The following is a 13,486-nucleotide window of genomic DNA, read 5'->3' on the forward strand; positions in this document are numbered from 1 at the left end:
GGGCCCCCCGGAGTGGGGTCCGTCAGTCGCCGAACAGCTGCCCTTGCCCGGAGATCACGCGTTCGAAATCGTCGCGCAGGAACGGCAGGATCGCATCGGCGACGGGCTGAAGCTGACGGCTTAGGTAGAACGCGTAGTCGATCGGTGAGCGCATCGTCTCCAGCGGCTCGGGGCCGGCCGTCGTCATCACGTAGCTGATCCAGCCGCCGCGCTGATACTGCAGCGGCCGGCCCTGTGCGTGATTGAAGTCGTCGGCGATCCGCGCCGCGCGCACGTGCGGCGGCACGTTGCGTTCGTATTCGCGCAGCGGCCGGCGCACGCGCTTGCGGTAGACGAGCTGATCGTCGAATTCGCCGGCCAGCGTGCGACGCACGTAGTCGCGAATGAAATCCTGGTACGGCTCGCGCCTGAACACGCGCCGGTACAACTCGCGCTGGAACTGCTGCGCGAGCGGCGTCCAGTCGGTGCGTACCGTTTCGAGCCCCTTGAACACGAGATCCTCGCCGCCGTCGGCCGTCGCCGCGAGGCCCGCATAGCGCTTCTTGCTGCCTTCTTCCGCGCCGCGCACGGTCGGCATCAGGAAGCGGCGGTAATGCCGCTCGTACTGCAGCTCCAGCGCGCTGTCGAGTCCGAACTGCTCGCGCAGATGGACTTGCCACCAGCGATTCACGTGCTCGACGAGCGCGCGACCCTTGGCGCCGGCTTCGTCGTCGTCATGCGCATGGCCGAGCCACACGAACGTCGAATCGGTATCGCCGTAAATCACTTCGTAACCCTGATCTTCGATCAGTTGGCGCGTGCGATGCATGATTTCGTGGCCGCGCATCGTGATCGACGACGCCAGGCGCGGGTCGAAGAAGCGGCAGCCCGTCGAGCCGAGCACGCCGTAGAACGAATTCATGATGATCTTCAGCGCCTGCGACAGCGGCGCGTTGCGCTGCCGCTTCGCGTCGTCGCGGCCTTCCCACACGCGGCGCACGATCTCGGGCAGGCAGTGCGCGGTGCGCGAGAAACGCGCGCCGAGAAAGCCGGGCACCGATGCGTCGTCGGCGGGCTGCGCGAGCCCCTCGATCAGGCCGACCGGATCGATCAGGAACGTGCGGATGATCGACGGATAGAGGCTCTTGTAGTCGAACACGAGCACTGAGTCGTACAGCCCGGGGCGCGAATCCATCACGAAGCCGCCGGGGCTGTTCTGCCCTGTCACGTCGCCGAGGTTCGGCGCGACGTAGCCGAGCCGGTGCATGCGCGGCAGGTACAGGTGCGTGAACGCCGCGACCGAGCCGCCGGTGCGATCGGCCGCGAGGCCCGTGACGCTTGCGCGTTCGAGCGCGAAGGAGAGCAGGTCGGCCTTGTCGAAGATGCGCGTGACGAGTTCGCAGTCCTTCAGGTTGTAGCGCGCGAGCGCGGGCTTGTCATAATCGAAGCGGCGCTGGATCTCGTCCATCCGCTGGTACGGGTTGTCGATCGACTTGCCTTCGCCGAGCAGCGATTGCGACACGTATTCGAGGCTGAACGACGGGAAGGTCCACGTCGCGGATTTCAGCATGTCGATGCCATCGAGGATCAGCCGGCCGGCCGCGCCCGCGAAGAAGTGATCGGGCTGCTGGCCGTGCGCGCGCCAGTCGAGCACGCTGCCGCCGCGCCCGAGCTTCAGCGGGATGCCGAATTGCTCCGCGTGCGCGTGCAGGATGCGCAGGTCGAACTGCACGAGGTTCCAGCCGATCACCGCGTCGGGGTCGTGCGCGTCGAACCAGTCGTTGAGCCGCGCGAGCATGGCGGCGCGGCTGTCGCAATAGTCGAGGTTGAAGTCAAGGGGGGCTGCGCTGCCGCTTGCGTCGCCGTTTGGCGGGCCGAGCATGTAGACCTGACGTTGTCCGCAGCCTTCGAGCGCGATCGAGTACAGCTCGCCGTGAACGCTGGTTTCGATGTCGAGCGACACGCAGCGCAGCGTCGGGCGGTAACCGGTTGCGGGCTTCAGCTCGCCGCCGGTGAGCGTCCCGTCGCGGCCGGGCTGGCCGCGAAACTGAACGCATGCGGTGATGAAGCGCTCCATCGCGTAGCGGTCGGGCGGCTGCACGTCGGCTTCGTAGACATCGACACCGGCGGCGGCGAGCCGCTTCTGGAGCCCGGACAGATGGCGGTAGCGCTTGCAATAGAGGCCGACGACCGGGCGCTGCCGGAAGTCGCGCAGCGCGAGCGGGCGCAACTCGGCTTCGCGCTCGTCGGCCAGCGTCCGTTCGGCAAGCGCCTGCTGTTCGGCCGGGATGAACGCGACCGCTTCCTGCGGGCGCAACCGCACGCGGCGCGGACCGTGTTCGGTTGCCAGCCAGAACTCGATCTCGATGCCGGATGCGGTGTCCCGCCAGTGGCGGGTAAGGATGAAGCCCTGCTCGAACGCCGTCAAAACGCTTGCTCGTGGTGGATGCCCAGGCGGCGGATTTTAGCGCCTGGACGCGGTTTGCGCCGGCGTCGGGCCGATGGCATCAGGTGGCAGGAAAGGCGGCGCGTGATGCGCCATCCCGTGCGGGCCGCATCGATCGGCCCCGGCAACCAGTGGCGCATGACGATTGCGTGGCGCTTCTGCGTGACGTATTCCTCTATCGCGAGTCGAGGGCATCGTCACCGACGTGGGACAGTGTCGCGATGGCGCCGTCGCCATCCGGGAATTCGATGACGACGGGATGCGACTTGGCGGTGCGCGGCACATCATGGTCGAGCGTCACGATGCCGCCCCGGATAGAGGTGCGAATGGTAGGTACGCAGCAGGACGGAAGTGGGCATGGAAGGCACTCCGGAAAACGTCGGTTTGGGAGACGTGGGCCGGATTCTTGAGCCTACATCAAGGTGAGCGTTTGCAACGTCATGGCCGGCGGACGCCCGGATGTTCGGTGCCTGAGGCCGCACCCGAACCACCCTCCCCCCTCAAACATGCCCCTCATGCTCGATGGCCCCGCCATGCGCCGCCCGCGCCGCGACCCCCACCGGCATCCCTGATGCCTTGGCCGCCCGTTTCGCCCACATCGCCGTCAGAATCGGCACGAGAATCGCCGTCACGAGGCACGCGGTCGCGACGATCGCCGTTGCCGCCGGCACCATCGGTTTGAACTTCGGAATCATCTCGCCGATGATCGCCGGGTTCGCGACCGCGGCGCCGGCCGTCGACGACGCGGCCAGCCCCGCCGTGCCATTGCCGCCGCCCAGAAACTTGTCGGCAAGAATCAGCGGCACGCCCGTCACGACGATCACCGCGAGCCCGAGCGCGATGCCCGGCAGCCCGCTCTTCGCGATCACGTTGAGATCGATGCCGTTGCCCAGCGCGAAGCCGAAGAACGGAATCAGCGGATGGACGCAGCGCCCGAACAATTCGCGCAACGCCACGTCGAGATTGCCGAGCGTGAAGCCGATCAGGAACGGCAACACCGCGCCGACGAAAAGCCGCGTCTCGAACACCGCGACGCCGGCCGCGCCGAGAATCAGCATGCTGACGAGCGGCCCCGATTCGATCGACATCAACACGAACGCGCCGGCTTCTTCCTTGGTGCCGTACTGCTGCATCACGGCCGCATAGAGGCCGCCGTTGGTCATGTCCATCGACGTCGTGATCGCCAGCAGCGACAGGCCCGCGAGCAGGCCCGTGCGGATGCCGTCGTCGGGGATGAACCGCGCGGCGATCACCGTCGCGAGCCACGCGACCACGATCTTCGTCGCGAGCAGCGTGCCCGACTTGCGCAGCACGACGCCCGTCGCGCGCAGGTCGATCGTCGCACCCATGCAGAAGAACCACACGGCGAGGATCGGCACCGTGCCCGCGATGAGGCCGTTGGTGAACGAGCCGAAGTACTTCCCGGCATTCGGTGCGAACGTATGCACGCATGCGCCCAGCAGCATCGGGACCAGCATGAGCCCGCCGGGAATGCGGTCGATGGCCTGTTTCAGCTTCACGTCTCCTCCGTGGACGTCGATGCGTCCAGTTGTCGAATGATGTCTGCTGACTGACTATAGGACATGATTCGGAACGGTGGTCCGTTTTTATGCGTTTCGATGGTAGTCGTATCATCCGGAAGCGGCCGGCATCGAAGCGACGAGTCGACGCGACGAGTCGAAGCGACCACGGCCGCGCAGGATCGAGCGTGTGCCGGCCGCGAACCGGCAAACCGAAAAAACGATAAGGCGTAGAGGGCGAACGATGAAGATGAAAATGACGATGCGCATGGGCATCGCGATACTGGTGCTCGGCGTGAGCCTGGGCGCGAACGGCGCGCACGCGAAGAGCGCGGTCGATTGCGGGAAGCTCGACGCGGCCACGAGCGGCCCGGACGACAACTTCCGGCCGCCGGCGTTCGGCACGGTCATCGGCACGGGGCGCGCGTATTTCCATTCGGCGCCCGACGCGCAGTGCATCACGAAGCGGACCTTCATCGTCCCCGGCGATTCGGTGACCGTCTACAAGTCGCACGGGCACTGGTACAACATCATGTACGTGAACGGCAAGACCGGCGACGACTTCGAAGGATGGATCGAAGAGGGCCGCGTGCACCTCGGCGGTCAATACGGCGCGCAGTAGTCGCCGTCGGCGGCGCCGCTACACCGTCGCCGCGGCGAAATCGCGCGTCAGGTTCTCCGCGCGCATGGGTCGCTGATACAGGTAGCCCTGCGCGTACTGGATCCCGACCGCATGCAGCGCGCGATGCTGGGCCTCCGTCTCCACGCCTTCCGCGATGATCTTCAGGCCGTAGTGATGCGCGACGGCCGCGATCCCCTCGATCAGCTTCGCGCTGCCGGTATCCAGTTGCGAAACGAACTGGCGATCGATCTTCACGTAGTCGAACGGAAAGCGCGACAGCATGTCGAGATTGCTGTGATGCGTACCGAAATCGTCGATCGCGAACTTCGCGCCTTTGGATCGCAGCGCGTGGAAGATCTCGGTGGTGCGTGCGTTCTTTTCGAGCAGGATGCGCTCGGTGACTTCGAGCACCAGCGTGAAGCCTGGCGGCAGCGCACGGATCGCTTGCTCGACGACGGCCACGAACTGCGTGCGCTCGAGGTCCCGCGGTGCAATGTTCACGGCGATGCGCAGCGGTGCGGACGGTGTCAGCGCGGTCAGTTCGGACACCGCCGTGCGCAGCACGAATTCGGTGACCTTCGGCAGCAGCGTGCTCGATTCCACCTGCGGGATGAACACGGCCGGGCCGATGGCCCCCCACTTCGGATGGTGCCAGCGCAGCAGCGCTTCGACGCCGACCGTCCTGCGCGTCTGCACGTCGACGATCGGCTGGTACACGACATGGAACTCGTTGCGCCGGAGCGCATGGCGCACGGCCTTCAGCAACAGCCGTCGCGGCGCCATCGCGAGCAGGTAGGCAGCCATCACGAGGCTATCGGCCAGCACCACGATCGTCGCGCAGATCAGCCGGTAGTGGCGCCGGACCTGTGACGCATAGCGCGCCGATGCGACGGCCGACACCGTGAACGGCCAACGCTGCGACGCGATCGTGCTGCCGCCCGCAGGGCGTGCGTCCGTTTCCGGCGTGAATTTCCCGTGTTGATCGAGGCGGCCCGAACCCGCGATCGACAGCGTGGCCGTTTCCGCTTCGTTACTGGTGCCGTGGGCGAGCGCGTCGGCCACGTAGTCGCCTTCGATCACATACAGGACGCCCGCCCCGCGCGCGGTGGCGCGGAATACGGACAGCACCGGAATGCCACGCTGGAACGGCGTCTGGCGCAGCAGCGTGACGGTCATCGCGCCGGGGGCGGGCTCGCGTGCATACGCGTCGAGCGGCAGGTCGATCGAACCGAGTGCCGACGAGCACATCAGGCGACCGTCGTTCACCAGCCCGACCGCACGCAGATAGCGCAGGCGAGTGCCCACTTCGGCCAGCGTCCGGAACACCGTCGTGCAGGGCCGCCCGACGAGTGCGGTCAGCTCGTCCGCGTGTCGAAGGCGCACGCCATCCAGGATGCGGTCCACGGAAGCCACGATGTCGTTTGCCGCGACGCGCTCGTGCGTGGTGACGGCTTCGCGTGCGTAGCGGTCGGCCAGCACGATCGCGACCGCCGGCACGAGGACGCAGATGATCGCGGCGGCGAAAAGGATGGCGCGCGGCCGCGCGCCGCTGCGGTGGAAAAGGGGCGTCGAGCCCGGCGCGCGCGTCCGTGGTCCCGCGATTGCCTTTGGTGTTATACGCATGGATTGGCAAGTCGAACCGGTCGATGCGCCGACGGCGCGCATGCCGCATGCCTGATTCGGGCCATGCGGCTCGCGCGCCGGTTTCGGACGCCTATCGATTCGGCCGTCGCGACGGGCATTGGCCCGAGCCCGTCGCGATCGGCCATTTATCTGGCAGCATTTCTCAATAACGTGTGCGCATTGCGCGTGTATATCGACGCAGCGTACCGAAAAAAGCCCCGGCCGCACAGTGTGTGCAGCCGGGACAAAAGACACCGTCTCTTGGCACGAGGATGGTGCGCGGCCAGTATAAGACGCGGCGCGCTATTGCGAAATATTGTTGTCTAAATATTGATGAGGTTTCGTGATTGTGTCTCGGAGAGAAACATTTTCATGTGGCACCGTTGTCGGCAGACTGCCGCCCGCGTGTCAAAACCGGAGCGTTGTGATGGAAGAAAATGCCGCACCCACGGTCATCGTGACCGATGGCGCCGCCGTGGCGGACGGCGGTTCACTGTGGATTCGGATCTCGGTGGACGGCGCCGCCCGCGACTATTCGCTCGATCGGGCGCTCGCGTCGCGCGGTACGCCGCATTACGACAGCATCCGCGGCGCGCACGGCGTGTTGTCGGAAGGAGAACGACGGGAATTGCGGGGGCTGCTGGAGCGCATTGCCGACCCCGCGATGTGGGCCGGCATCGTCGGCGCCTTCATCCAGGTGCTGAAGCGCCCCGACGTGCCGTGAACGAGGCGATGCCGGCGGCGAGTCAGAAATCGTTGCGCATCTTGTGGAGCAGGCCGCCGGGCGATTGGTGCGTGTCCACCGCGGTGAGGATATCGGTCACGAACCACGGCAGATTCAGTTGTGTGTCGGAATCGCCCACGCAGACGCGGATCGGCGGCGCGTTGGAGGGGGTGCGGACGCCTTGCGCGGCCTCCCGCGACGGCACGCAATTTTTCGCGTATGCCGCCTGAGCCTGAACCGGCGCGGCGGCCCCGGAAGAAGCGCCGGCGAATGCCGGCACGGGCAGGCTGACGGCGGTAAACAGGGTCAGGGCAGCGGCAAGGGCGACGCGTTTCATGAGGGCTCTCCGACGATGTTCGTTCGACCATGCGAGCCGGCGCGAGTTCGTCGGCGCGAGATGCGTGTCATGTTCCCGAACCGGCCGCTTGGCCGCGTGCGACGCTGCGTGCGCTCCGACTGCCGGTCGCGCCACTGCCGCGGCGGTTCTCCACACGGGTGTCGTTCCGCGCATGTATATTGTCGCCGTGCATCGATCGGCCGGCGATCAGCGATATCACGCGGCTTCGTTTGCCGTCACCGTGTGCGCGCACTGCCAACCCGCCGGAGCGTGGTGCTCGCGGTGAAGCGCCAAGAGTAATTACAAGAACCAGAGAGCGTTCCGAGCCCCCATGAGCGATACCGAAGTCGTTTTCCAAATAACCGCGGATGACCTCGTCCATGCATACCGCCTGCATCTTTGGCGCAGGTACAACCCGAAATACCTGCTCAAGTCATTTGCGATCGGTACGATCGCGTACGTCGTCCTGCTCGTCGGCGGCGTTCGGGTAGCGAGCGGACATTTTCCGGAATGGCGCTATGTCTGGATGGCCGCGGGAATCGCGGCTGTCGTCGCGATCGGCGTGCCCATCCTGAATCATCTGATACTGCCGCGCGCAGGTCGCAAGATTTACGACCAGCAAAAGACGCTTCATCAGGTTTATACGGTCATTTTTCAAAGCGACCGGTTCATTGTGGAAACGCCGACTTCGCGCGACGAAATTCAGTATGCGGATCTCGTTCACTGGAGCGAGGATCGTCAAATGATCCTGCTGTATCAATCATCGGTGATGTTCCGCGTGGTACCGACGCGCGTGCTGAACGACGGACAAGTGGCATTCCTTCATCAAGTTCTGCTTCAGAACGGCGTGCGCAAAGTCTAGCGGGCGTGGAGCCCATGACGAAGTCCGGACGGTCTGCGCCGTCCCGGTTTCAAGGTGTGCTTGCGGCGCGAAAGCCTCACGCGTCAGATCACTGATACCGTAACACCGCTTGAGCCCCGCGTAGTCGTAGAAGTGGCTGCCCGCCGCGATCTTCGCGCCGTCGCACGCGGCCTGGAAATCGGTTTCGCGTTCGTTGTACAGCATCTTCACGATGAGCCGCGACCCGTTGCGATAGACATCCCACTGCATGTTCGCGGCCATCGGCGACACCTGGTCGCCGCGCCACGGGTTGTTCGCATACGTATACGTCTGCGCCTGCGGCGTCGGCACGAACACGTTCTTCAGGTTCATGATCGACGCGAACGGAATCACGATCTCCGCGTGCGTGAAGCGCAGCTTCGCGGCGTGCGTCAGGTCGCCGCGCGCGATCGCGTCGACTTCGCCGAAGAAATCGTCCTGCAGCACCTTTGCCATCCGGTAGGTCACCGGGTTGGCTTCCTGGATGCCGGGCCCCTTCTGGTAGTAGTCCTCGGCATCCTGCAGATACGCGAGGTACCGCGCCTGCTCGGCACCGATGTACTTCTCCATCGTGACGCCGCCGGTTTCCGCGGTCATCGCCGACGCGACCTGCAGCAGGTTGTACAGCACGTTTACCGCATCGACGGCGGTCGCGATCTTCGTCTTGCCGTCGCCTTTCAGCGTGTTGGTGAACTTGCCGTCCGTCGACGTGAACGCATAGGTGCCGGTGTTCGAGAACGTGTAGCCGTCGGCGCCGAGCTTGGCGATGAAGGTCGGCGACACGAGCGCGGACAGCACCGTTTGCGCGACGTCGGCCGCCTGTGGCGCGGCCTTGATCGCCTTCAGCTTCGCGGCCACCGTCGCGTCGTTTGCATAGGTCTGGTACGCCTGGCTCGCCTGATAGGTCGCGTAGTACGGATCGCTCGTGTCGGTCACGAGATCGGTGGCCGGCTTCAGCGAATGGAAATACAGCAGGAAGCGGTTGGTGCCGGCCGGTTGCGCGACCGGTGCGCTCGCCGGATAGCCGGCGGGCGCGGCCGGCAGCGTGATGGCCGGCGCGAGTGCCGGCTGCGCGGCAACCAGCGCCGCCGAGAAATACGTCGAGCTGTCGACCGCGCGATCCTGGCCCGAGTTGACGACGACCACCTGCCGGTTGCCCGTGGCGAACAGCGCGGGCAGCCGCTGCGCGAGACGCGTGGCGAGTTGCTGATGTTCGCGGATGCCGGTTTGCGTGAGGTTGCCGTACCCGGGTGTCGAGATGCCGTGCACGCCATAGCCGAGCAGCGCATTGGCCTTCATCATCGCGTACGTGTCGGCCTTGAGCTGCACGCCGAGCGGCGTCAGCGCGCCGTCGGCCTCGGCCTTGACCAGCATCGCATAGATCGCGCCGTCGTATTTGAAGCCCGACAGCCCGCGCGAGCCGTGACGGGCGACGAGTTCGGTATAGACGGGCGCGTAGCCGGCCGGCGGCGCTTCATACGTCGCGGCATCCTGCTGCGGGCGGTACGGCGTCTTCGTCTGGTAGTAGGTCGCGGGTGCGGGGGGCGGCGTGGGCTGCGGCTGCGGTGCGGGCGCCGTGCCGTTGTTGCCGGCCGACGCGGCGGGCGGTGTCGAATCTGCACCGCCGCAAGCGGCGAGCAACAGGCAGGTAATCGCGAGGGTGGCGGCGGTGCGGTGCGGGCGTGTCATCGTGGCGGGCAACGGACGGGACGAAGCGCTTGTGCGTCGTCCCGTCTCCGGGGGAATGTGGTCGAGCCCGGAAGTGTTGCAAGCGACTTTGACAGCAGAATGTCAGGGTGCGGTCGGGCAATCGTCGGATTGCCGCCGGATCCATGTTGACGGCCGGCCGTGGTCGGCCCGTGTGCCGACGTTCAGTGCAGCCCGGCGGATGCGATCGAGCGCACCGTATCGGTGATGTTCACGCAGCGCGACAGCCCGAAATGCTCGGCTTCACGGCGTTCCGGTTCGCTGCTCGCGATCCCGACCGCGCGCTCGCGCGGCACGCCGAGCGCTTGCAGCGCGACATCGAACGGATGCCGATTCGATCCGGAGTCCTGTTGATTCGTATCCGTGACGACGACCGAGAAGCGGTCGAGGTTCGCGCGGCCGAACTGGCCTTCGAACATGTCGTTGAGCCGCGCGGCCGGCAGCGTCGTGACGAGACCGAGCCGATAGCCCTCTTCCGATGCGCGGTCGAGCCACTGGATGATTGCATCGCGCTGATGGCGCGATTCGCGCGAATCCGGGGTGGCTTCGATCTGCGCGAATGCTGCGTCGAGACGGGTGACGATGGCTTCGATGACCACGGTGATTCCTTTTCAGAAACGTGATGATCCGTTCGCCGACGGGAATGCCACACACCTTAGCGTCGTTCCGGAAAACGCGACCAATTAATATTTTTATCCGACTCATACGATTCGACTAATGAATGAGGCGGCGAGCCAGAGCGGGCGGGGGATGCGTGTCGCGCGGCATGTCCCGCATGAATGGCGTCGTGTCGACGTCGTTCAACGTGATGCACCAGCGTGGCGCGCATTGTGAACGCATCGAGTGTATGCATATAAAAAAACGGCATATCGAGCGATGCCCGCCCGATATGCCGCGTTGCGATGCTGGAAGCGAACCGGAGCGATCAATGCAGCTTGATCGACGGCTGGTTGCGGCTTTGCAGCCAATGGCTCAGCGACTGGAACAGCGCGCGCTTCATGCCGACCACGCTGAACAGGTGCTTGCGATACAGGAGCTTGTACAGCCCGATCGCCGCGAGCCCGTCGACGATCAGCGAGCGCGAGCGCACGCCGATGTCCGCCTGATACACGGCGCCCGCATGCCCCAGCGACACGACGGTGCCCGCGTCGTGAAACGTGAAGCCGGCCACCGGCTTGCCGGCGATGCGGCGCGCGAATGCGTTGACCAGATACACGGCCTGCTGGTGCGCGACCTGCGCACGCGGCGGCAGGAACCCGCTTGCACCGGTCGACGGGCACGCCGCGCAGTCGCCGAACGCATACACGTGCGGATCGTCGGGCGTCTGCAGCGTGTCGGTCACGATCACCTGGGTCGACCGGTTGAGCGCGATGTCGCCGATGTCTCGCAGCATCGCGGGGCCCGCGACGCCGGCTGCCCAGATCGTGATGTCGCTCGCGAGTCGTTCGCCGGTCGCGGTCGTCACGGCGTCCGCGCCGACTTCCGCCACACGCGTATCGGTCAGCACGTCGACGTTCAGCGCGCGCAGCTGCGCGTGCATCTTGCCGGACAGCCGTTCGTCGAGTGCCGGCAGGATGCGCGGGCCGCCTTCGATCAGCCGGATGTGGACGTCGCGCGCGGACACCAGCGCCTTGAAACGATACGTGGTCAGTTGCTGGATCGCGTGGCGTAGCGCGGCGGCCAGCTCGACGCCCGTCGCACCGGCGCCGATCACGTTGATGCAGATCGGTGCCGCGCGTCGCGCGGGCTGCTGCTCGGCAACGTGATTCGCCTTCGTGCAGGCGGCGAGGAACTTGCGGCGGAAGTCCTCGGCGTGGTCGAGGTTTTCGAGCGGCAGCGCATGACGCTCGGCGCCCGGCACGTTGAAGAAGTTCGTTACGCTGCCGACCGCCAGCACGAGATCGTCATAGTCGAGCGTGCGCTGCGGCAGTATTTCCGTGCCGTCTGCATCTTGCACCGCCTCGATCGTCGCCGTGCGCGCCGCGCGATCGACCCGCTGCAGCGCGCCTTGCACGAAGCGGAAGCCGTGGCGCTTCGCCTGCGCCGCGTATTCGATCGTGTGGGAGGCCGGATCGCGATGGCCCGATGCGGCTTCATGCAAGAGCGGCTTCCAGAAGTGCGTCGGATAGCGGTCGACGAGCACGACGTCGGCCTGTCCGCGGCGTCCGACCGTATCGCCGAGGCGCGTCGCGAGCTGCAGGCCGCCGGCGCCGCCGCCGACGATCACGATGCGCGGCACACGCGGTGCGCGTTCCGTTGCAAGGGTGGGCGTGATGTTGTCCATGTTGGGCTCCCGCTGAATGACGATTCGGATGACATTGCTCAAGAACCGACGATATAGTTTCGTACCCAGTCGAACAATTTAATGTTTATAAGCGACTCATATGTATTCACTTATAGGAAAGACCGCGACGTTCAAGCAGTTGAAGGCGCTGGACATGATCGCGCGGCTCGGCAGCGTGTCGCGCGCGGCGGAGGAGCTGAACCTGACGCAGCCGGCCGTGTCGCTGCAGGTTCGCCTGCTCGAGGAGGCCGTGGGCGCCGCGTTGCTGCAGCGGGTGGGGCGTGGCGTGCAGCTGACCGCGGCCGGCGAGATCGTGGCGCGCTACGCGCGCGAGATCCTGCATCTGTGGAGCGAGGCCGGCGACGAAGTGGCCGCGCTGACGGGCGATCTCGGCGGCACGCTGCGGATCGGCGCGATCACGACGGCCGAATATCTGATCCCGCCGCTGCTGGTCAAATTCACCGCGACGCGTCCGCACGTGAAGACGTATTTCAAGGTCGGCAACCGCGACGACATCATTCGCATGCTCGCGACGCATGAAATCGATCTCGCGGTGATGGGCAGCGCGCCGAAGGAGCTGCGCACGCACGCGGTCGAGTTCGCGAAGCATCCGATGGTGTTCGTCGCGGCGCCCGGCCATCCGCTGATGCAGCGCAAGCGCGTCGCGCTGAAGGATCTCGAATCCGCGCACCTGCTCGTGCGCGAGCGCGGTGCGGGTACGCGCTCGACCGTCGAGAGCCTGTTCAAGAACGCGGGCTACCGCTTTCATGTGGGCTCCGAACTGTCGAGCAACGAGGCGATCAAGCAGATGGCCGAAGCGGGCCTCGGCGTTGCGTTCCTGTCGTTGCACGCGTGTGCGCTCGAACTGCGCACCGGGCTGCTCGGGCAACTGCCGTTTCCCGGCAACCCGATCGAGCGCGAATGGTATGTCGTCACGCTCGCCGACCGGCGGATCTCGCAGGTGACTGGGCTGTTCCGCGACTTCCTGATCAAGCAGGGCGCGCCGGTGATCGACGGCGCGACGGTGGCCTCGCACGAGCGGCGACGCAAATAGGTGGGGGTGTCGACCGTGCGGTCAGACGAGCCCGAAGTCGTCGTTGCTGTCGGGAATCGACGCGAGCAGCCGTTCGAGCCGGTACCAGCCGACGACGCGCAGGCACCACGCGGCGATGGCGGTGTGGCCGGTGCGGGAATCGGGGCTGGATGAAGGGCGCGCGGAAGACGGCGAACGCGCGACGAACGCCGCGCGTTGCGGGCAGTAATGGGGCATGACGGCGCTCCGTAGGTGTCGGATGAGCTGATCGTAAGCGGTGCGGCGCCCGCCGGCGCGCACGCAAGGATCGTCCCGAGCAGAAACGGATGAT

12 protein-coding genes and 1 pseudogene are annotated in these 13,486 nt (G+C 65.9%); 4 read left to right on the plus strand and 9 right to left on the minus strand.

Annotated features, from left to right (window positions below):
• Positions 1–22: 22 nt before the first annotated feature.
• The 3 genes from QZM72_RS05895 to kdgT form a co-directional block, all read right to left on the minus strand.
• Positions 23–2,407: a DNA polymerase II gene (locus tag QZM72_RS05895; RefSeq protein ID WP_301737481.1), complete on the minus strand. Its 2,385-nt coding sequence runs from the start codon at positions 2,405–2,407 to the stop codon at positions 23–25.
• Positions 2,408–2,600: 193 nt separating this feature from the next.
• Entirely contained in the window at positions 2,601–2,726 is a 126-nt protein-coding gene (locus QZM72_RS05900) for a hypothetical protein (RefSeq protein WP_301737482.1), read from the minus strand.
• A gap of 199 nt (positions 2,727–2,925) precedes the next feature.
• A complete protein-coding gene (gene kdgT, locus QZM72_RS05905; RefSeq protein ID WP_301737483.1) occupies positions 2,926–3,945 on the minus strand; it encodes a 2-keto-3-deoxygluconate transporter in 1,020 nt (339 codons plus the stop codon).
• A gap of 262 nt (positions 3,946–4,207) precedes the next feature.
• Between kdgT and QZM72_RS05910 the strand changes: the two genes are divergently transcribed.
• Positions 4,208–4,567, plus strand: coding sequence for a hypothetical protein (locus tag QZM72_RS05910; protein ID WP_256979719.1), 360 nt, complete (start codon positions 4,208–4,210; stop codon positions 4,565–4,567).
• Positions 4,568–4,585: 18 nt separating this feature from the next.
• Here the strand turns inward: QZM72_RS05910 and QZM72_RS05915 are convergent, their stop codons facing one another.
• Complete coding sequence (locus QZM72_RS05915; protein WP_301737484.1) at positions 4,586–6,190, minus strand: EAL domain-containing protein; 1,605 nt, start codon at positions 6,188–6,190, stop codon at positions 4,586–4,588.
• A 427-nt stretch (positions 6,191–6,617) separates the two neighbouring features.
• Here QZM72_RS05915 and QZM72_RS05920 point away from each other — a divergent pair, with 427 nt between their 5' ends.
• Complete coding sequence (locus tag QZM72_RS05920; RefSeq protein WP_301737485.1) at positions 6,618–6,914, plus strand: hypothetical protein; 297 nt, start codon at positions 6,618–6,620, stop codon at positions 6,912–6,914.
• Positions 6,915–6,936: 22 nt separating this feature from the next.
• Here QZM72_RS05920 and QZM72_RS05925 read toward each other — a convergent pair whose 3' ends face one another.
• On the minus strand, positions 6,937–7,251 hold the full coding sequence (locus tag QZM72_RS05925; protein WP_301737486.1) for a hypothetical protein: 315 nt from the start codon (positions 7,249–7,251) through the stop codon (positions 6,937–6,939).
• A gap of 331 nt (positions 7,252–7,582) precedes the next feature.
• On the opposite strand from QZM72_RS05925, the gene QZM72_RS05930 reads away from it, so the two are divergent.
• The gene (locus tag QZM72_RS05930) at positions 7,583–8,113 is read left to right on the plus strand and encodes a YcxB family protein (RefSeq protein ID WP_089468895.1); all 531 of its coding nucleotides are present in this window, start codon (positions 7,583–7,585) and stop codon (positions 8,111–8,113) included.
• 96 nt (positions 8,114–8,209) lie between these two features.
• On the opposite strand, the pseudogene QZM72_RS05935 reads toward QZM72_RS05930, so the two are convergent.
• The 3 genes and pseudogenes from QZM72_RS05935 to QZM72_RS05945 form a co-directional block, all read right to left on the minus strand.
• Positions 8,210–9,820, minus strand: a pseudogene (locus QZM72_RS05935) (histidine-type phosphatase); the annotation flags it as partial.
• A 182-nt stretch (positions 9,821–10,002) separates the two neighbouring features.
• The gene (locus QZM72_RS05940) at positions 10,003–10,437 is read right to left on the minus strand and encodes a phosphatase (RefSeq protein WP_301737487.1); all 435 of its coding nucleotides are present in this window, start codon (positions 10,435–10,437) and stop codon (positions 10,003–10,005) included.
• 326 nt (positions 10,438–10,763) lie between these two features.
• Complete coding sequence (locus QZM72_RS05945) at positions 10,764–12,122, minus strand: NAD(P)/FAD-dependent oxidoreductase (RefSeq protein WP_301737488.1); 1,359 nt, start codon at positions 12,120–12,122, stop codon at positions 10,764–10,766.
• 100 nt (positions 12,123–12,222) lie between these two features.
• Here QZM72_RS05945 and QZM72_RS05950 point away from each other — a divergent pair, with 100 nt between their 5' ends.
• Positions 12,223–13,176 (plus strand): LysR family transcriptional regulator, encoded by a 954-nt coding sequence (locus tag QZM72_RS05950; RefSeq protein WP_089468899.1) that lies wholly within the window; start codon positions 12,223–12,225, stop codon positions 13,174–13,176.
• Between the two features lie 21 nt (positions 13,177–13,197).
• On the opposite strand, the gene QZM72_RS05955 is transcribed toward QZM72_RS05950, so the two are convergent.
• Positions 13,198–13,392 carry a hypothetical protein gene (locus QZM72_RS05955; RefSeq protein ID WP_089468900.1) on the minus strand — a complete coding sequence of 65 codons (195 nt, stop codon included), beginning with the start codon at positions 13,390–13,392 and terminating at the stop codon, positions 13,198–13,200.
• Between the last annotated feature and the right edge of the window lie 94 nt (positions 13,393–13,486).

The sequence above is a fragment of the Burkholderia sp. AU45388 genome (genome assembly GCF_030481585.1).
In the GTDB taxonomy this organism is placed as follows: Bacteria; Pseudomonadota; Gammaproteobacteria; order Burkholderiales; family Burkholderiaceae; genus Burkholderia; species Burkholderia sola.